The sequence below is a fragment of the Mesorhizobium sp. B3-1-9 genome (assembly GCF_006439595.1).
In the GTDB taxonomy this organism is placed as follows: Bacteria; Pseudomonadota; Alphaproteobacteria; order Rhizobiales; family Rhizobiaceae; genus Mesorhizobium.
The window spans coordinates 57,304-75,337 of record NZ_VFTJ01000026.1; the positions used below are offsets into that span (position 1 = coordinate 57,304).

Annotated in this window: 21 protein-coding genes and 1 pseudogene; 19 read left to right on the forward strand and 3 right to left on the reverse strand. The window is 63.8% G+C overall.

The features are described from left to right. The first annotated feature begins 75 nt into the window (after positions 1 to 75). From FJW07_RS28990 to FJW07_RS29010, 5 genes are all read left to right on the forward strand, one after another. Positions 76 to 846, forward strand: a complete 771-nt coding sequence (locus FJW07_RS28990) for an SDR family oxidoreductase (protein WP_140859619.1) — start codon at positions 76 to 78, stop codon at positions 844 to 846. A gap of 74 nt (positions 847 to 920) precedes the next feature. Then, complete coding sequence (locus FJW07_RS28995; RefSeq protein ID WP_246680893.1) at positions 921 to 1,676, forward strand: SDR family NAD(P)-dependent oxidoreductase; 756 nt, start codon at positions 921 to 923, stop codon at positions 1,674 to 1,676. Positions 1,677 to 2,235: 559 nt separating this feature from the next. Continuing rightward, positions 2,236 to 2,469, forward strand: a complete 234-nt coding sequence (locus tag FJW07_RS29000; RefSeq protein ID WP_246680894.1) for a hypothetical protein — start codon at positions 2,236 to 2,238, stop codon at positions 2,467 to 2,469. Positions 2,470 to 2,669: 200 nt separating this feature from the next. Next, entirely contained in the window at positions 2,670 to 2,855 is a 186-nt protein-coding gene (locus tag FJW07_RS29005; RefSeq protein WP_140859621.1) for a hypothetical protein, read from the forward strand. Positions 2,856 to 2,925: 70 nt separating this feature from the next. Next, positions 2,926 to 3,120, forward strand: coding sequence for a hypothetical protein (locus FJW07_RS29010; RefSeq protein WP_140859622.1), 195 nt, complete (start codon positions 2,926 to 2,928; stop codon positions 3,118 to 3,120). Positions 3,121 to 3,190: 70 nt separating this feature from the next. Here FJW07_RS29010 and FJW07_RS29015 read toward each other — a convergent pair whose 3' ends face one another. After that, positions 3,191 to 3,373, reverse strand: a complete 183-nt coding sequence (locus tag FJW07_RS29015) for a hypothetical protein (protein ID WP_140859623.1) — start codon at positions 3,371 to 3,373, stop codon at positions 3,191 to 3,193. A 308-nt stretch (positions 3,374 to 3,681) separates the two neighbouring features. After that, a pseudogene (locus FJW07_RS29020) lies at positions 3,682 to 4,359 on the reverse strand (IS1595 family transposase); the annotation flags it as partial. A 961-nt stretch (positions 4,360 to 5,320) separates the two neighbouring features. On the opposite strand from FJW07_RS29020, the gene FJW07_RS29035 reads away from it, so the two are divergent. The 3 genes from FJW07_RS29035 (at position 5,321) to FJW07_RS29045 (ending at position 6,864) form a co-directional block, all read left to right on the forward strand. Continuing rightward, positions 5,321 to 5,983 (forward strand): hypothetical protein, encoded by a 663-nt coding sequence (locus FJW07_RS29035; RefSeq protein ID WP_246680895.1) that lies wholly within the window; start codon positions 5,321 to 5,323, stop codon positions 5,981 to 5,983. A gap of 130 nt (positions 5,984 to 6,113) precedes the next feature. Next, a complete protein-coding gene (locus tag FJW07_RS29040) occupies positions 6,114 to 6,308 on the forward strand; it encodes a DUF6499 domain-containing protein (RefSeq protein WP_140655585.1) in 195 nt (64 codons plus the stop codon). A 55-nt stretch (positions 6,309 to 6,363) separates the two neighbouring features. Continuing rightward, a complete protein-coding gene (locus tag FJW07_RS29045; RefSeq protein ID WP_140859624.1) occupies positions 6,364 to 6,864 on the forward strand; it encodes a DUF2285 domain-containing protein in 501 nt (166 codons plus the stop codon). 161 nt (positions 6,865 to 7,025) lie between these two features. Here FJW07_RS29045 and FJW07_RS29050 read toward each other — a convergent pair whose 3' ends face one another. Next, the gene (locus FJW07_RS29050; protein WP_181182094.1) at positions 7,026 to 7,670 is read right to left on the reverse strand and encodes a GntR family transcriptional regulator; all 645 of its coding nucleotides are present in this window, start codon (positions 7,668 to 7,670) and stop codon (positions 7,026 to 7,028) included. A gap of 336 nt (positions 7,671 to 8,006) precedes the next feature. On the opposite strand from FJW07_RS29050, the gene FJW07_RS29055 reads away from it, so the two are divergent. The 11 genes from FJW07_RS29055 to FJW07_RS29105 all read left to right on the forward strand — a co-directional run. Next, positions 8,007 to 9,134: a BMP family ABC transporter substrate-binding protein gene (locus FJW07_RS29055; protein ID WP_140859625.1), complete on the forward strand. Its 1,128-nt coding sequence runs from the start codon at positions 8,007 to 8,009 to the stop codon at positions 9,132 to 9,134. A 21-nt stretch (positions 9,135 to 9,155) separates the two neighbouring features. Beyond that, the gene (locus tag FJW07_RS29060) at positions 9,156 to 10,280 is read left to right on the forward strand and encodes an ABC transporter permease (RefSeq protein ID WP_140655594.1); all 1,125 of its coding nucleotides are present in this window, start codon (positions 9,156 to 9,158) and stop codon (positions 10,278 to 10,280) included. Continuing rightward, positions 10,280 to 11,206, forward strand: a complete 927-nt coding sequence (locus FJW07_RS29065) for an ABC transporter permease (RefSeq protein ID WP_140859626.1) — start codon at positions 10,280 to 10,282, stop codon at positions 11,204 to 11,206. Before FJW07_RS29060 ends, FJW07_RS29065 begins: the two co-directional genes overlap by 1 nt. A gap of 15 nt (positions 11,207 to 11,221) precedes the next feature. Beyond that, complete coding sequence (locus FJW07_RS29070) at positions 11,222 to 11,923, forward strand: isochorismatase family cysteine hydrolase (RefSeq protein ID WP_140859627.1); 702 nt, start codon at positions 11,222 to 11,224, stop codon at positions 11,921 to 11,923. A 10-nt stretch (positions 11,924 to 11,933) separates the two neighbouring features. Further along, positions 11,934 to 13,466, forward strand: coding sequence for an ABC transporter ATP-binding protein (locus FJW07_RS29075; protein ID WP_140859628.1), 1,533 nt, complete (start codon positions 11,934 to 11,936; stop codon positions 13,464 to 13,466). Continuing rightward, entirely contained in the window at positions 13,466 to 14,134 is a 669-nt protein-coding gene (locus FJW07_RS29080; protein WP_140859629.1) for an isochorismatase family cysteine hydrolase, read from the forward strand. The genes FJW07_RS29075 and FJW07_RS29080 overlap by 1 nt, the downstream gene beginning before the upstream one ends. Then, positions 14,127 to 14,477 (forward strand): cupin domain-containing protein, encoded by a 351-nt coding sequence (locus FJW07_RS29085; protein WP_140655608.1) that lies wholly within the window; start codon positions 14,127 to 14,129, stop codon positions 14,475 to 14,477. The genes FJW07_RS29080 and FJW07_RS29085 overlap by 8 nt, the downstream gene beginning before the upstream one ends. Then, the gene (gene atzF, locus FJW07_RS29090) at positions 14,474 to 16,276 is read left to right on the forward strand and encodes an allophanate hydrolase (protein ID WP_140859630.1); all 1,803 of its coding nucleotides are present in this window, start codon (positions 14,474 to 14,476) and stop codon (positions 16,274 to 16,276) included. The genes FJW07_RS29085 and atzF overlap by 4 nt, the downstream gene beginning before the upstream one ends. 523 nt (positions 16,277 to 16,799) lie before the next feature. Beyond that, a complete protein-coding gene (locus tag FJW07_RS29095; RefSeq protein WP_181182746.1) occupies positions 16,800 to 17,126 on the forward strand; it encodes a DUF736 domain-containing protein in 327 nt (108 codons plus the stop codon). 285 nt (positions 17,127 to 17,411) lie between these two features. Continuing rightward, on the forward strand, positions 17,412 to 17,693 hold the full coding sequence (locus FJW07_RS29100; protein WP_140784838.1) for a helix-turn-helix domain-containing protein: 282 nt from the start codon (positions 17,412 to 17,414) through the stop codon (positions 17,691 to 17,693). Between the two features lie 17 nt (positions 17,694 to 17,710). Then, positions 17,711 to 18,034, forward strand: a 324-nt coding sequence (locus FJW07_RS29105) for a replication initiator protein A (RefSeq protein WP_181182747.1), incomplete at its 3' end; no start/stop codon positions are given.

Here is an 18,034-nt window from a genome sequence, read left to right on the forward strand (position 1 = left end):
TGCCTGACTGGTCCATGCGACATGGCCCGATGACGTGGTTGCCTTTGCCGGGCTGCGTTGCGTGGAGGTTATCGAATGGCTGGCAGGACGATCCTCATCGCCGGCGGCGCCGGGGGAATGGGGCTGGCGACCGGGCTGCGTTTCGCAACTGACGGCGAGCGGATCGCGCTCGCCGATCTTGCCGGCCCCAAGCTCGACGCCGCCGTTGCGAAGATTGCCGCGACCGGGGCGGACGCGATCGGTTTGCCGCTCGACATCCGCTCCGTCGCCGCCTGCCGCGACGCGGTGGCCAAGGCCAGGGAATGGGGCGGTGCCATCGACATCCTCGTCAACGCCGCAGGAGTCTGGCTGGAGGGGCCGGCAAGCGAGGTCGAGGAGGAGCAGTGGGACCTGGTGCTGGACGTCAATCTCAAAGGCGCGTTCTTCCTGGTCTCAGCCGCCATTCCGCATCTGTCGGCCGCGCAAGGCGTGATCGTCAACATTGCCTCCGACGCCGGCATCGTCGGCAACAATGGGGCGGCCGTCTATTGCGCCTCGAAGGGCGGGCTGGTGCTTTTGACCAAGGCTCTCGCGCTGGAGCTCGCCCCGCACGGCATCAGGGTCAATGCCGTCTGCCCCGGCGACACGGCAACGCCGATGATCGAATATCAAGCCAAAACCTATGGCGCAGACGACCCCGACGGCTACAAGCGCCGGCTTCTCGGGCACTATCCGCAAGGGGACAGAGCAAGGTTCATCCAGGTGGAGGAGATTGCTTCCTTCATCCACTATCTTTGCCAGCCGGGCGCGGCGCCGATCACCGGGGCCGCGCTTTCGATCGATTTCGGCGTCACCGCCGGTTATTGAACCGTTGCGGTTCATCGCGGGTGTGATTGGTCGCGCCGGCATGTCGGCACCTTTATCCTGGAGGGCAAATGGTCGTGTTTCGCAAATCCCGCAAGGCGCTGGTGACCGGCGCGGGCGCCGCCGACGGCATCGGTATCGCGATCGCGCGTGCGCTGGGCGAGGCCGGTCTTTCGGTCACCATCACCGCTTCGTCCGCACGCGTCGAGCAACGAGCGGCGGAACTGCGGGGGGAGGGGCTCGATGTCCGCGCTTTCATGGCCGACCTGACGCTCTCCGGCGATGTCGAGCGGTTACGTGCCGAAACCGGCGAAATCGACATCCTCGTCAACAATGCCGGGATGGGCACCGTCGCCCAGCCGGCGTTGCAGCGGCGGTTTCTCGATCTCAGCGAAAGCGAATGGGACCGCGGCATCGATGTCAGCCTGAAAACCGCCTTTTTGAGCACGCGCGGATTTCTGGCCGGCATGGTGCAGCGCGGCCATGGGCGCGTCGTCAACATGGCCTCGGTGACGGGGCCTTACGTATCCAATGAAGGCGAGGTCGCCTATTCCGCTGCCAAGGCCGGCATGGTCGGCCTGACGCATGCGCTTGCCCTGGAGGTCGGCCGCAGCGGCGTCACCGTCAATGCCGTGGCACCGGGGTGGATCGCGACGGGCGCCTCGACGCCGGAGGAACTTGTCGCTGCCCGGAACACGCCGCTAGGCCGCGCCGGCAACCCCGCGGAAGTCGCGGCCGCCGTGCTGTTCCTGGCATCCGACGCAGCCAGTTATGTCAACGGCGCCGTTCTCGTCGTGGACGGCGGCAACATTCTGCAGGAACGCAAGGGTTGACCGCGTGCGCGAAAGCCAAAATGTAGGGAAATGGTAGCGGGAGAGCGCTACCGCCTTTCCCCCCGCTCATCCAGCTGCCAGTTCCGGCTTCGCTGCAATGGGTGAGTTGAGGCTATCGTATTTGGCTTTTAGATGCCATCAGCATCCAGAAATTGGCTTCGCGACGCACGATTCCGCGGCATTTCTCACCCGATTTCATTTGGTATCGATCACATCGAAACCAGTATCGCTGGAACCGGACTGGTCGTCATCATATGGCGCCCTTCGCCGGGGGCTGTCGGTCCCGCATCCCGCCTTACGGCGGCGCTATGCTGATGCTCCTTCGGCCGCCCCTGTTGAACCGGTCTCAGGGCCACGAACCTGCTCCAGCACCGAACTGACTTGTTTGCGCTTTCGGACATTTCGGTGCCTCCACCTTGTACGCCCTTTTCACATGGCGATTATCCGGTTGACAAACCCAAAGTGAAATAGGAATATAATCAGGACAGGCCGCCAAGCTATCTCTTGGTATGAAAACGTACAATCGAATCCGCCTTGAAAAACCGATCTCGACGGAATTATGAAAATCGACGTTACCCTTGCTCTCTGGGGAGGCACTGCGATGGATAACGTGGTTCTATTCCGCAGCCCGGCCGCGCGGGTCGAACTGGCGGAAGTCTCTGGCGAATGGCTCGTCCGCGTCATCGAAAACGACCAAGAACTCACCCGATCATTTGAAGTGGAAGAATATGCGCTATCCTACGCGGAAGGACAGCGCATGCGCCTAGGTCTGAATAACGTCACACGGTCTTAACAACGAAAAAGCCCCGGCGCTGAGGGGTCGGCGCCGGGACTTTTGGAGCATGCAAGCCGCATCAGCATGACCTTGCGTTAGCTTGGGCTAAGTGAAATAGGAATATGGTCCTCGACAGGCCTGCACAGCCAAAACTTTCGACTGGATTGGAACCTTTCCTGGCTAACGGGAGTTGGAATCCGATTCGGGGACGAAATCTCATGGCACAAAAGGCTAGCGGCGAAGCCATCCGCTCGATGATCCGAGACGAGCAAAACCGCCGCGCATTACACAAGCTTTTAGGGCTGGAAATCGATCCGGTGTTGCCGCTTAACTTCGTCTCGCTACTCAAGGCTCTTGAGGAAGCGGAGGAAGGCGAAGGGGCGAGGAACGACCCTAGCCATTAGTGCATCGTGTAGGGATATAAATCGCTCATTCGCGGGGGATGGTTTCCGCCCCGCGATTCATGAGGGGGCAATGGCGAAACACGGCCCATCTCCATTCGATGCCGACATCCTGCGGGCGGCCTTCCGTAAGGCCGTGAAGGACGAGAGCACGCCGGAGAGCAAGTGGCGAGAATTGGCCGCGCAGCTGATTGCTACGTATACCGGCTCATCGACTGTCGATCCCGACTTGGTGGAATGGATAGTGCAGAGCGAAAGTCACCAGTAGGCGGCCGACGCTGTACCGGCATGACCTTACGTTAGCTTGCGCTCATATCGCGAACGAAGGGTGAATTGCCTTAGCCCTTGGCCTTGTCGCGCGTCCGGCGCGCCAGTTCCTTTATCTGCTCGTTGGTGAGCTTGGGCGCGTGGGCGATCTTGTCAATCGCCTTCTCAAAGGTTTCGTCGGACTGGTCGGTTTTCAGTTCGCGCGCCGCATCGCGGAACTTCTCAATCTGCGGCTTGTCCGCTGGTTTAGACATAGGAATATAGACTCCGATTCGTGCGTATGCTAAACGAATGGGCGGGGAGTACTCCCCGCCCAAACTCTATCTTATGAGGCGCGGTTGGGAATAGCTCGCCGCGCGCGGTAAGTGGAGCATGGGTAGCTCCAGTCTCTCGGCAACTGTTCAGTGCCGAGTCTGGCCGCCGGTCAAGCGGTAGTTCACCAAGAGCCGGTATTCTGGTCCTTGGTCTCGAAAGGAGAACTGGCAGGTTCTCCGGTGATTTGCGAAAACGTGCCCGATGATGAGTCTGGCACGTTTTTCATTTCGACGGACGGTCCAGCGCGCGAGGCGAATTCCTGGCCCACGCGGCGATAGATACCGCTCTCGTCCGTCATGATTGCGCTTTCGCGGGCGATGTTGGCGCGAACGATAGGCATGACGGTTCCAATGCGGGCGGTATCGACATGGAACGAACGGGCGCGGCCACCACGCTCGACAAGCGTAACGACAGTGTTCTTGTGTGCGCCGCCGCCGCGCTTCACCGTAGTATTGGCAAGGCGTCCAACGTAGGTTTCGTCAACTTCGACGGTCTTGCCATTGCCGCCCATCGGGGAAAGTTCGCCAGACGCCATTCCAAGGCGAATGCGGTGGCACAGGAACCAAGCTGCCTCATAGGTGCATTCGAGTATGCGGTGCATCTGGTGAGCGCTGATACCCTTCTTTGAGGCGCACATAAGGTGGATGGCCTGTAGCCACTTGGTGAGCGGCAGATGGCTTTCCTCGAAGATCGTGCCCATGCGGATGGTGAACTGCGAACGGCATGCGCTGCACTTGTACAGGCCGTGACGCTCGACACCGTTCGGGTTCTTCTTGGAAGGCTTGGTGCGAACGCCCTTCAATGCGTAGTGGCGATCAACGCTACCGCACTTGGGGCAAACCGGACCGTTCGGCCACAGTATGGATTCGACATGCTCGAAAGCCTTAGCTTCGTCATGGAATTCGGCGCGGGACAGAACGGACATGGAAATCTCCTATGTCCTCACCCCACGCAATCACTTTGGGTTTGTCAACCAGATAATCGCCTTTTTGTACGCAGCCAGCGCGTCGGCAATGAGCGACTTTGCATCGTCTCGCGTGAGGTAAGGATGCCTTCCCCGGCTCTCGGTTTGTGCGCCCTTTCCTTTGAGAATGAACCCCCTGCCTCGCTCATCGAACATTTGAGTAGCGCTCGTAAAAAGCTGCTGGCCACCGGCCTCGCGGTAGAAGCTAACGCCGATGTAGCAGGAGGAGAACTCACCTTCTTGAGGAGCGCGGCGCCATGGGACGCGCCCTGACCCTTTGTAGTGCAGGGTGGTGAGCAGATTCCATGTTCGTCCCGCTTGGTCCTGTATCTGACGGGCACTGCTCTCCTTCAGGCCGCGCCGATCTCGGCCTTGCCGACCACGACGCCCGCCCCAACCGCCGCAACGGTCAGTGAATCGGCAGACGCCTCGCCCGATACCGGGCGAGGCGTCCTCTGATGCTGACTGCGAACCTTACTACGATTAATCAGAACGGCTGGCGAGCCGGACGCCCGCACCACCACCATTCTCCGGGATGAACTGAACGCCTGCGGATTCGAGTGCGCGTCGCAACGCGTCAATGGTCACCCTGTTTGCACTTATTGGACCGGTTAGAGGCTCTAGTCGTTTGATCGTAGCGAGTGAGACCTTGGACCGTTCCGCAAGCGTTTTCTGATCCCATTGAAGCAAAGCACGTGCGGCTCGAATTTGTCCGCTTGTAAGTTCATCTATACCAAAAGTATCATTTGATGCCATAGGGCTTGATTTTTTGCCTGCGTTCACTTAAATCACCGCTAGTTGCCACCGCCTGCAACCCAGGAGAGATCATCTCCAGGTCATGGGCGGCGGTGAAACGGTCGAGCAGGGTGCAGGAACACCTTGCCCGACCTGACCAAAGCCAAGCTGTGTGGAAGCTCGGATCATGGCTGATTCCGACAATACCACGACTTTGCCTTCCGTCACGCTGGGACGGGAGAGGCCATCTCCGTTGGCCCAAGAGCGTGCCGGCTCTTCAGCCGAAGCTCCGTTGTCACCCGATCCCGCACTTCTCCTGTGCCTTGCTTGGATCGACGCCCATGTTGGGATGCTGGCTTCCTGTGTCCGGCAGCAGGAGGAGGACAGCCTCTTGGGGCGCGGCGCACTCTTGCCCACCGGCGCAGTTATTGGGCGTGGCGAGGGCGCTAGCGCCGACTGCGACGATCTCGATGGCCGGGAAGAGAATGCCGCGGACAAGGCCGACGCCCTGTTGGCTGAGATTGCCGCGACGCCGGCACAATCGTTTGCAGGGGTGATCGCCAAGCTTGCGATCGTGGTTCGGGAAGCGAAGGACAACACCGATCTTTTCGAATTTCCGCTTCCGCAGATCCGCTCTGCATTGGCCGACCTGCGGCGTCTCACTCATGACGCGATATGCGACAAGCCGGCCGGCTGGCCCGCCGGCGACCAATCGATCGGCTCGCTGTTAGAGCAGCCCGCCTCGTCTTTCGCGGCCTGGCGCGCCTTCAGCGCGTGGAGCCAAGGTGATGACGAGGCCTATCGTGTCTGGACGAACACATTCAAAACACTGCACGGCGCAAGCCAATAGCCCTCGCTGACGTCCCGGTCTGATCGCTCGCCGCCGGGTTCTCTCCTCGTCCGTTCGTCAATGACGGAATCCAAGGATTTCGCTTAACGCCGCATCTCCCTATCAAATCCTTGAGAAGGGAAGGATGCGGATGAAGCCGGATACATCGCAGTGGCGTGACCCACAGGCATATGCGTTTATCAACGGCGCCGCCGCCGATGAGATTGCCTGGGAATTCCTGCGACGCAATCCGCAATATCAGCAGGACTTCGCAACCTCCCGCTCGGCTAGGGCGATGCGCGCATTACGCAAGCGCTGGGGTTTGCAGTTTCGCTGCCCGGCCTGACCAGTCCGCGGTCGAGCAGCCCGTCTATTGGGCATCGGAGATCAACCCTGGCGTCGTGAACCTTGTCGAGGTTCCGCCGGATCTGCAACCGCGGGAGAGCAGCGCTTTCGACGTACCGCTGGCCGCGGGCCGGCGTGACGACGTCGGCACTCACATGCGCTCATCACCGGGCGGCACGCAACTGGCGCTTCTCGGCGACGCCAAGCCAGGCGAACCGCTCGCCGCCATCATACCGCTGGACGATATGGCGCACGACCGTCTCCAAGCCATCGAACGGTTCATCCGCTCGATCCACAGGCAGCACCTTCCCGACACCCGCTTGACTGCGGCCCAGCGGCGGCGCCTTGGCCACATGCTGCGATGCCTCGACGGCCGGGAAGAGCAGGCATCCCATTTCGAGGTCGCGACCGCTTTGTTCGGGCGACGGCTGGTCAGCGCCGCCGACTGGCACGACTCGGCTTTCCGATATCAGATGCATCGCTTGGTGCGCGACGGCTTGAAGATGGTCGAGCGCGGCTATCGCCAATTGCTCCGCGCGCGGCGGCGTCCGACCTGAAAGGGCGGCGATGCCGGCCAACTCACTTATTGGCTCGCCTAAAAGCGTAGGCTTACGATTTCGAAGGGAATGCCGCTTTTGCGCCCCATTTTCCCCTTGGGACCAAGCTTCGCAGGCTTGGAAACAGACATCGTCTGCGAGTATCCGGACTGCTCGCAATTTCAGGCCACATCCCGCCGAGCTGGCTTGCGATCATCGGCCGCAAACACCGCGCTCGCCTCGCTGACGATTGAAACATGATCTCGGGCGGCCTTGCCGGCGGCTGCCGCGTCACCGCGCATGATCGCGGTGACGATCGCATCATGCTCCTGCCAGGACTTGGCCAGTCGGCCTGGCAGCATGAACTGTGCGCGCCGGAACGGGGCAAGTCGGTTGCGGGTCGCCACGGTCAAATCATGGATATGCGTGTTGTGGGCGCCCCGATAGAGCCTGTTGTGGAACTCGGTGTTGAAATACTCGTAGTCCTCCTCCGCACCGAGCTGCACCAGGCGCGCCGATGCCTGATGCTCGAGCTCCAGCGAGCGGCGCTCGGCGCCGGTCATCCGCTCGGCAGAAAAGCGGGCGCAGATTGCCTCCAGCTCGGCCATGCTTTCGAACATCGAGGCGAGATACTCCTGCGTGACCATGGCGACGATGGCGCCCCGGTTGGGCCGCCTCTCGACCAGTCCGATTGCGCTCAACTGGCCCAGCGCCTCCCGGACTGGCGTGCGCGAAACGTCGAAGCGGGCGGCAAGCGAACCCTCGTCGAGCCTTTCACCGGGACGCAGATAGCCGGTGACGATGCGGTCGGCGATCGCCCGCACCATCTGATCCACGGTCGTCCCCGACCTGACCAAGCCGCGCTTTCCCGACACGTCTCCTCCGTCCAGCTTATTGCAGGCGCCCGCAACGTGCACGGCCCACGGGCTGTTTCGACTCAAGGCCGCATCCCTGTATGGCTAGATTTTAACCTCGATGTCAAATTGGCCAGTTTTCAGGCAATAAGTGCATGCACTTGCCTTTGGTTTATGCAGGCCTTCTAAACTTGTTCGTTGATTTTATTGCGGAAAATCAGAAAAAGGAACTGGCACGGCGGTTGCATGCACTTTCTTGGACGGCATGTTAACCGACCCGGAAAAGGGTCCCAAAGGGGAGCATTCACTATGACCGACAGATTCATGCTTAACCGCCGCCAACTGCTCAAGACCTCAGCCGCGGGAGCCGCGCTCGGCCTCGCCTCGGCATCCTTTCCGATCAGCCGTGCCTTCGCCGCCGCCGCCACTGTCGGCTTCATCTATGTCGGCCCGAAGGACGACTATGGCTACAACCAGGCGCATGCCGAGGGGGCGGCCTCGCTGAAGGGCATCGAAGGCATCTCCGTCGTCGAGGAGGAAAACGTTCCCGAGACGGTCGACGTCCAGAAGACGATGGAATCGATGATCAACCTCGACGGCGCTTCGCTGATCTTCCCAACCTCCTTCGGCTATTTCGATCCGCACATGCTGGCCATGTGCGCGAAATTCCCCGACGTGCAGTTTCGCCATTGCGGCGGCATGTGGGACAAGGCCAAGCACCCGATGAATGCCGGCTCCTATTTCGGCTATATCGGCATGGGCCAGTACCTGAACGGCGTCGTCGCCGGCCACACATCGAAGTCGAAGAAGCTCGGTTTCGTCGCCGCCAAGCCCATTCCGCAGGTGCTGCTCAACATCAACTCCTTCCTGCTCGGCGCGCGCTCGGTCGATCCGTCGATCACCTGCCAGGTCATCTTCACCGGCGAATGGTCGCTGGCGGTGAAGGAAGCGGAAGCCACCAACGCGCTGGTCGACCAGGGCGCCGACGTCATCACCTGCCATGTCGACAGCCCGAAAGTAGTGGTCGAGACGGCCGCGGGCCGCGGCGCCTTCGTCTGCGGCTACCACGCCAACCAGAGCCCGCTGGCGCCGGAAAAATACCTCACCGGGGCCGAGTGGGACTGGGCCAAGGTCTACAAGATGTTCGTCGACGACCTCATCGCCGGCACGCCGCTGCCCAATTTCACCCGCGGCGGACTGGCCGACGGCTTCGTCAAGATGAGCCCGCTCGGTCCCGCCGTCGGCGAGCCGGCCCGCAAGCAGTTCGACGCCACCCTGGCCGAGATGATGAAGGGCGGCTTCTCCGTCATCAAGGGCCCCCTGAAGAGCAATAAGGGCGCCGTCGTGGCGACGGAGGGCCAGGCCTTCGTCGAGACAGCCATCGAGCTCGAAAGCATGGACTATCTCGTCGAGGGCGTCGTCGGCTCGACCGCCTGAAGGCGAGCGGAGACGGGGACCATGACCGATACGGTCAGCAGTGCGGAGGCGCCGGCCCTGCTCGGCGCCAGGGGATATCCGGCGGCGCTGGAATGGATCGCGCGGCGGGCGGAGGCTTTCGTCATTCCGCTCGCGGCTCTTGTCGTCGGCATGGCGCTGTTCAGCCTGTTCATCGCCCTGGTCGGCAAGTCCCCGGTCCTGCTTTACGAGACCATGTGGCGGGGCGGCTTCGGCTCGTGGTTCTCCATTCAGAATTCGCTGTCGCGGGCCGCACCGCTGTTGCTGGCGGCGCTGTGCGTGGCACTGCCGGCGCGGCTCGGCCTCGTTGTCATCGGCGGCGAGGGCGCCATCGTGCTCGGTGGCGTCAGCGCCGCTGCCATAGGCGTGGCGCTGAGCGGCGCGCCTTCCTTCATCGTCATTCTTGCCATGGGCGTGGCGGGCCTGGCCGCCGGCGGCATCTGGATCGGTGCCGTCGGCGCGCTCCGCCATTACAGGGCCGTCAACGAGACCATTTCCAGCCTGCTGATGGCCTACATCGCCATCGCCCTGATGAACCAACTGGTGGAGGGGCCGCTTCGCGACCCGGGCTCGCTCAACAAGCCCTCGACCCAGCCGCTCGCCGACATTTACCGCATCGGCAACATTCCGGGCATGGAGGTGCATTGGGGGCTTGCCGTCGGCGTCGTCGCCTGCATGCTCTCCTGGGTGCTGATCGAAAAGACCCGCTGGGGCTTTGCCGCCCGCATCGCCGGCGGCAATGTCAGGGCAGCGCAGGTGCAGGGGCTGGCCGTCGGACCGCTCATCGTCGGCTTTACCGCGCTTGCGGGCGGCTTTGCCGGTCTTGCCGGCATGCTGGAAGTCGCAGCCGTGCAAGGCAGCGCCAACGGCTCGCTCGCCGCCGGCTATGGCTACACCGGCATCCTCGTCGCATTCCTCGCCCGCCACAACCCATTGGCCATCATCCCGGTTGCCATCCTGCTTGGCGGCATCGACGCATCCGGCGGGCTGATCCAGCGCCGCATGGACCTGCCCGACGCCACCGTGCTGCTGCTGCAGGGCATGCTGTTCATCGTCATCCTGCTCAGCGAGACCTTGTACGGCCGCTTCAAGGCCTTCAATCCCGATTTGTGGCGGAGGGCCTCGTGATGGATGCGACCGGGATCGGCCTCTGGGGCGTGCCGCTCGCCATCCTCGGCGGCGCGATCCGCGTGTCGACGCCCTTCATCTTCGTTTCGCTGGGCGAGGCCATCACCGAGCGCTCCGGCCGCATCAATCTGGGGCTGGAAGGCACGCTCGTCTTCGGCGCCATGACCGCATATGCAGTCGCGGTCATGACCAACTCGCCATGGCTCGGCCTGCTGGCCGCCGCGGCCGCCGGCCTTTGCTTCGGCCTGTTCCATGGCTGGATCTGCAAATTCCCGAAAGTCAACGACATCGCCATCGGCATCGCGCTGATGCTGTTCGGCTCGGGGCTCGCCTTCTTCTTCGGCAAGCCGTTCATCAAGCCGAAAGCGCCCAACCTCCCGGCCATTCCCTTCGGCGCCTGGTCCGACATTCCGCAGGTGCAGGCGGCACTCGACGTTAACGTCCTGTTCCTGATCGGTGCGGTGCTTTCGCTGGTCCTGTGGTGGGCGTTCCGCAACACCCGCGCCGGCCTCATCGTGCGCGTCGTCGGCGACAGTTCCGATGCCGCGCGCGCCATGGGCCTCAACCCGAACACCGTGCGCCTCATCGCCACCGGCGTCGGCGGCGCTCTGGCCGGCATCGGCGGCGCCTATCTGTCGCTCTACTATCCCGGCAGCTGGACCGAGCGCATCTCGTCCGGTCAGGGGCTGATGGCGGTGGCGCTGGTCATCTTCGCGCGCTGGAATCCGCTCGGCTGCTTTGCCGCCGCGCTTCTGTTCGGCGGCGCCGGAGCGCTCGGACCGGCGCTGCAGTCGGTCGGCGTCACGCAAGGCTACTATTTGTTCTACGCCGCCCCCTGCATCCTCACCCTCATCATCATGATCGCTACCTCGTCGCCGACACGCTCGCTAGCGGGCGCGCCGGGCGAATTGTCGATCACCAAATAGCTGGAGTTTTTTGTCATGAACGCCAGAGCCGAAATCACCCAGCGCTATATCGACGCCGACCCGTATCCGTGGCCTTACAATGGCGAGCTTCGCCCCGACAACACGGCGTTGATCGTCATCGACATGCAGACCGATTTCTGCGGGCCGGGCGGCTATGTCGACCATATGGGATACGACCTGTCGCTGGTGCGCGCGCCGATCGAGCCGATCAAGTCGGTGCTGGCGGCCATGCGCGCGAAAGGCTACACCATCATCCACACCCGCGAGGGCCACCGCCCCGACCTCGCCGACCTGCCCGCCAACAAGCGTTGGCGCTCGCGCCGCATCAATGCCGGCGTCGGCGACCCCGGCCCCTGCGGGCGCATCCTGGTGCGCGGAGAGCCGGGCTGGGACATTATCCCCGACCTCTACCCGGCCGAGGGCGAGCCGATCATCGACAAGCCCGGCAAGGGCTCGTTCTGCGCCACCGACCTGGAGCTGATCCTCAACCAGCGCGGCATCGAAAACATCGTGCTCACAGGCATCACCACCGATGTCTGCGTGCACACCACCATGCGCGAGGCCAACGACCGCGGCTTCGAATGCGTGATGCTGGAGGACTGCTGCGGCGCGACCGACTACGGCAATCATCTTGCCGCGATCAAGATGATCAAGATGCAGGGCGGCGTCTTTGGCGCGGTGTCGAGCTCGGCGCCCTTCGTCGCCCAGCTGCCGTAAGGAAACCAGGATGAGCGCGATCACCGGCAACAAGGCCGTCGGCGTCGAGACCATCGGCATGACCATGCGTTTCGGCGCCTTCACGGCGTTGGGCGACGTCTCCATCAAGGTGCCGGCCGGATCGTTCCACGCGCTGCTTGGCGAAAACGGCGCCGGCAAGTCGACGCTGGTCAAATGCATGATGGGTTTTTATCACCCGACCGCCGGCGACATCCTCGTCGACGGCCGCGAGGTCGCGATCGCCAGCCCCAGGGACGCCTCGGCGCTCGGCCTCGGCATGGTCTACCAGCATTTCACGCTTGTCCCCTCGCTGACCGGCGCCGAGAATCTGGTCATTTCGCGTGAGAAGGTTCCCGGCGTGATCGACTGGCGCAGGGAGCGCGGCGAGCTCGCAAAGTTCATGGATCGAATGCCGTTCAAGCTGCCGCTCGACGTCAAGGTGGCCGAGCTCGCTGCCGGCGAGAAGCAGAAGCTGGAGATCATCAAGCAGCTTTATCTCGGCCGCTCCTTCCTGGTGCTGGACGAGCCGACCTCCGTGCTCACCCCCGGCGAGGCGCAGGAAGTGCTTGGCCTGGTGCGCGCCATGACAAGGGGTGGCAACCTGACGGTGCTGATGATCTCGCACAAGTTCCATGAGGTGACGGCATTCGCCGACGACGTCAGCGTGCTGCGCAAGGGCAGGCTGACCGGCACTGGCCGCGTCGTCGACCTCGACCGCAAAGCCATGGCGGCGATGATGATCGGCGACCAGCCGATCGCGGTCCTCGACAGCCGCGCCGAGCCCAGGCCGGACGCCGAGATCGTCCTCAAGGTCAAGGCGCTGAAGGCGCCGGACCGCACCGGGTTGAAGTCGATCCGGATCGAGGATCTCGGCGTGCGTGCCGGCGAGATTGTCGGCATCGCCGGCATTTCCGGCAACGGCCAGAAGGAATTGCTCGAAGTGCTGGCCGGGCAGCGCCCCCGCGATGCCGGCGAGGTCATGGTGCGCGGCACCGCCTATGCGGCAACGCGGGCCGAGGCGCGCGCTCTCAATGTGCGGCTCATTCCAGAGGAGCCACTGAAGAATGCCTGCGCGCCGAAAATGACGGTGGCCGAAAACATTTCTTTCCGCACTTTCGACATCGACGCCAACGGCAAACCGGTGAACTGGATCAGTGCCGGCGCCATCAGGGCATTCAGCGCCAGGCTGGTCGAGCAGTTCAAGGTCAAGACCGCATCCCTTGCCTCGCCGATCGCCTCGCTGTCGGGCGGCAATGTGCAGCGCGCCGTGCTTGCCCGCGAGCTCACCGGCAAGGTCGACCTTCTGATCGTCTCCAATCCGTGCTTCGGCCTCGACTTCTCGGCCGTGGCCGAAATCCGCGCCCGCATCATGAAGGCGCGCAATGCCGGTGCCGCCGTGCTTCTGATGTCGGAGGATCTCGACGAACTGCTCGAGCTCTCGGACCGCATCTTCGTCATGTCGGACGGTGCGCTGGTCTACGAGACGCCGATTGCGCAGGCCAGTGTCCAGACTATCGGCGAGCACATGGCGGGACATCACTAATGGCGGAAATCGCAGCGCAGCCATTTCCGTTCGCGTTCAAGCCGTGGACCATGGCGCTGGTCGTCATCGACATGCAACGCGACTTCGCCGAGCCCGGCGGCTTCGGCGCCAGCCTCGGCAATGACGTCAGCCGGGTGACCGCGATCGTGCCGACGGTGAAGCGATTGATCGACGGCTTTCGCGCCGCCGGCCTTCCGGTGATCCACACGATGGAGTGCCACCGGCCCGACCTTTCCGACCTGCCGCCGGCCAAGCGCAATCGCGGCAATCCGTCGGTCCGTATCGGCGATGCCGGGCCGATGGGCCGCGTGCTGATCGCCGGCGAGCCGGGCACCGCGATCCTCGACGAGCTTGCGCCGCTGCCCGGCGAGATCGTCATCGAGAAGCCGGGCAAGGGCGCCTTCTATGCGACCTCCTTCGGTGATGACCTGAAAAGGCTCGGCGCCGAGCAGCTCGTCTTTGCCGGCGTCACCACCGAAGTCTGCGTGCAGACGACGATGCGCGAGGCCAACGATCGCGGCTATGAGTGCCTGCTCGCCGAGGACGCCACGGAAAGTTATTTTCCCGAGTTCAAGGCGGCGGCGATCGCCATGATCAGGGCGCAGGGCGCCATCGTCGGCTGGACGGCGACGACCGACCAGGTGCTCGAGGGAATTGCCAATGCCTAATCTTGCCTTTGCCGGCCTGCTCGACGGCGGCTGGCGCGATCTGACGTTCGAGCCTTTCCGAGACGGCATCGGCGTGCACTGGCTGCTGCAGGGCGGGCCGGTCGAGCCGTCCGTCGCGATCCTGAAATATCGGCCTGGCGCCGGCGTGCCGCGCCACCGCCATGTCGCGCTGGAGACCATCGTCGTGCTGGAAGGCACCCAGAGCGACGAGAACGGCGACTATCCTGCCGGCAGCGTGATCCTCAATCCGGTCGGAACCGAGCATTCGGTGTGGACGAAGGACGGCTGTGTCGTGCTGATCCAATGGGACCTGCCGGTGATCATTCTGGGGGAGACGAAATGAGCGATGTCCACTTCGACATAGCGAGCCTGCGCGCCGCCTATCGTGGAGGTGTCGGCGTTGGCGATGTGATCGCGGCGATTTATGCCCGCATCGAGGCAGCTGATGATCCGGGCATCTTCATCCATCTCGCCGCCAGGGCGGATCTGCTTGCCGCGGCCGAAGCGCTCGGCCCGTTCGACCCGGTGGCAAAACCGCTGTGGGGCATTCCCTTCGCCGTCAAGGACAACATCGACGTCGCCGGCATGCCGACGACGGCCGCCTGCGCGCAATACACCTACTGGCCCGACAAGGACGCCACCGTGGTGGCGCGGCTCAAGGCCGCCGGCGCGCTGGTCGTGGGCAAGACCAATCTCGACCAGTTCGCCACCGGCCTCGTTGGTGTGCGCACGCCCTGGCCGATCCCGCGCAACGCCATCGACGCGGAGCTGGTGCCGGGCGGCTCCTCGTCCGGGTCGGCGGTGGCGACGGCGCGCGGTATCGTCTCCTTCGCGCTTGGCACCGACACCGCCGGCTCCGGCCGCATCCCGGCCGGCCTCAACAACATCGTCGGGCTGAAGCCGACCGTCGGCGCGTTGTCGACGGGCGGCGTCGTTCCGGCCTGCCGCACGCTCGACTGCGTGTCCGTGTTCGCGCTGACCGTCGACGACGCCTATGCAGTGTTCTGCGTCGCGGCAGCGCGCGATGCAGCCGATCCCTATTCGCGCGACATCGCCGTCCGGCCGCTCGCCGCGCGCCCGCCTGTGCCGAGCGTCGGCATCCCGGCAAAAGCCGACCGGAAATTCTTCGGCGATGCGGCGATGCAGGCCGGCTTCGAGGCCTCGCTCGCCATGCTGTCGCGGCTCGGCTGCCGGCTGGTCGAAATCCCGTTCGGCGACTTCTACGCCACCGCCAACCTCCTCTATGAGGGCGCCTGGGTGGCCGAGCGCTATGCCGCGATCCGCGATTTCATGGAAGCCAACGAAGCCGCCATGCATCCGGTGACGAGCAGGATCATCGGGGGCGCCAGGAAGCTGTCGGCGGCGGACGCCTTCCGCGGCCTCTATGCCTTGCAGGCCTACCGGGCCAAGCTCGCCGCGCTCATTGCCTCGGTCGACCTGTTCTGCGTGCCGACCGCGCCGACGCATTACACCACCGCCGCCGTGCTCGCCGATCCGGTCGAGACCAACAGCCGGCTCGGCACCTACACCAATTTCGTCAATCTGCTCGACATGTGCGGCATCGCCGTGCCGACCGGCACGCGCGACGACGGCCTGCCGATGAGCGTGACGCTGCTTGCGGCCGCCGGACTGGACGGCCTTGTGGCGTCCGTCGCGCGCGATCTCCATGCCGCGAGCGGGCTCACCCTCGGCGCGACCGGCTGGGGGCAGCCGAGCGTGCAGCCTGTCGGCGCTTCGGCCGAAGACGGCACAATCGAATTGGTGGTGGTCGGCGCTCACCTCTCGGGAATGCCGCTCAATGGCCAGCTCAAGCAGGCCGGCGCCAGGTTCTGCCGGGCGACGAGGACGGCCTCTTCATACAAGCTTTACCAACTCGCCGGCCAGGCCACGCCCAAGCCCGGACTGGTCCGTGTGGAGAGCGGCGGCACTGCGATCGACGTAGAGGTCTGGCGGCTGCCTGCCGAGGCCTTCGGCCACTTCGTGGCCGCCATCCCGCCGCCGCTGGGCATTGGCAACATAGAGCTTGACGACGGCAGCAGCGCCAAAGGCTTCCTGGTGGAATCCGTGGGCTTGCTAGGCGCCTCTGATATCTCGTCGTTCGGTGGCTGGCGCCGCTTTCTGTCGGATCGCGTTCCCGCTTGAGCACTTCGTCAACGGCGTTTGCGAAAAGCAAGGACAACTCAGGAACCTGCGGCAGGTTGAGCGTCAGATATCTTTCGCTTCGAGGCCGGAAAGCCGCCATTCCGCCTCCGGCCCCAAATAAGACGTTCATGATCGTTGTCATGGGCGCTTGTCTCCGGGTAGGCCGAGGCTTGATGTAGGCAAGCCATCGTAGCTCGGAGACCTGGCCAACTACTCCGCTTTGCTTCTGAGCCATCGACGCCGCCAGTGCCTCCGTCGCCATTTCTCAGAGCGCACCAACGACCTCTCGAACGGGCTGATCTGGCCGAAGGACGGCTGAAGCCTCGACCGCCTATGCCGCAACGGCACGTCGCGAGTTTCTTCCCCTGGGCGAAGCCCATTCCTCGCGAAACCAAGAAACGCGCGCCTGCGCCATCCTCCGCTTCGCTGCGGTCGCAAGCGATGCGGCGACGGTCGCCTTCGGCCTCACGATCGCCATCGAGGCCGCATGGTGCGGGCTCGGAAACGAGAACGGAGACTGAAAATGGCTACCATCGGCACCTTCAAAAAGACCAATGCGAACGAGTTCACCGGCGAGATCGTCACCCTCAGCGTCCACGCCAAGAGCGTGCGCATCGTCCCCGATACCCGCGCCAGCGGCGAGAACGCACCAAGCCACCGCGTGGTGGTCGGCAAGGCCGAGATCGGCGCCGCCTGGTCCAAGCGCTCCAACGAGGGTCGCGATTATCTCGGGCTCAAGCTCGACGATCCGAGCTTCACCGCTCCGATCTACGCCAACCTCTTCGCCGACGAGGAAGGTGAGGGCCATAGCCTCATCTGGTCCCGCCCCAACCGCCGCAACGGCGAGTGAATCGGCAGACGCCTCGCCCGCTATCGGGCGAGGCGTCTCCTGATGCCGCGAAAGCCTTCCGCCGCGCCGGTCCGTCCGATCAGTTTCTGTTACCGGATGCGCTGCACGATGGCGCGAAGATGGTTGAGCGTACCGCCGCTCGCTGGAGGCGCCGCCGCCACTCCCGAAGGCCTCGTAGCGGTGCGAAATAGCGCCCCTCAATTGCACACCTGATCACCGTCCCCTTGCTCCTCCATCCTGGCCCTCGATCGCCGTTCAACCGCAACGGCCGGAAGGAGACACCTCATGAACGCCGACGCCGCGCCACTGCCGCCGCGCTACCTGCGCACTTCGGAAGCCGCGCATTTCCTCAGCCTCTCGGCGCGTACGCTTGAGAAACATCGTACCTACGGCACCGGGCCTGCCTACCGCAAACTCGGCGGCCGCGTCGTCTACTCAGTCGACGACCTCCAGCTCTGGGTTCAGCGCGGCGCGATGACATCGACATCCGATCCGCATGGCTCGGTGCTGCCCGCCAAGCCTCAGGCCGCCCGCCTGATCCCCTATGCCGGGCGCGAAAGGCGCTGAGCCCGCTGATCTCCCCCATGTCGGCACGACCACGTCAACCATTGGAGCGCGAACAGCTCGACCTGTTCCAGGCGCTGCCGGGCGTCGTCGCGCCACGCGATGCGCAGGACCTCATGGCCTATCCCTTCTTCTCCCTCGCCAAATCCAGGCGCATCGCGCCGATCGACTTTCGCGCCGGCGATGTGGCGATCCGTGTCGAAGCGATGCCCGATCACGGCATGGCGACGATCTGGGATGCCGATATCCTGATCTGGGCCGCGAGCCAGATCGTCAGCGCGCGGGACGCCGGATTGCGCACATCCCGCCTGATGGCCGCGACGCCATACGAGATGCTTACCTTC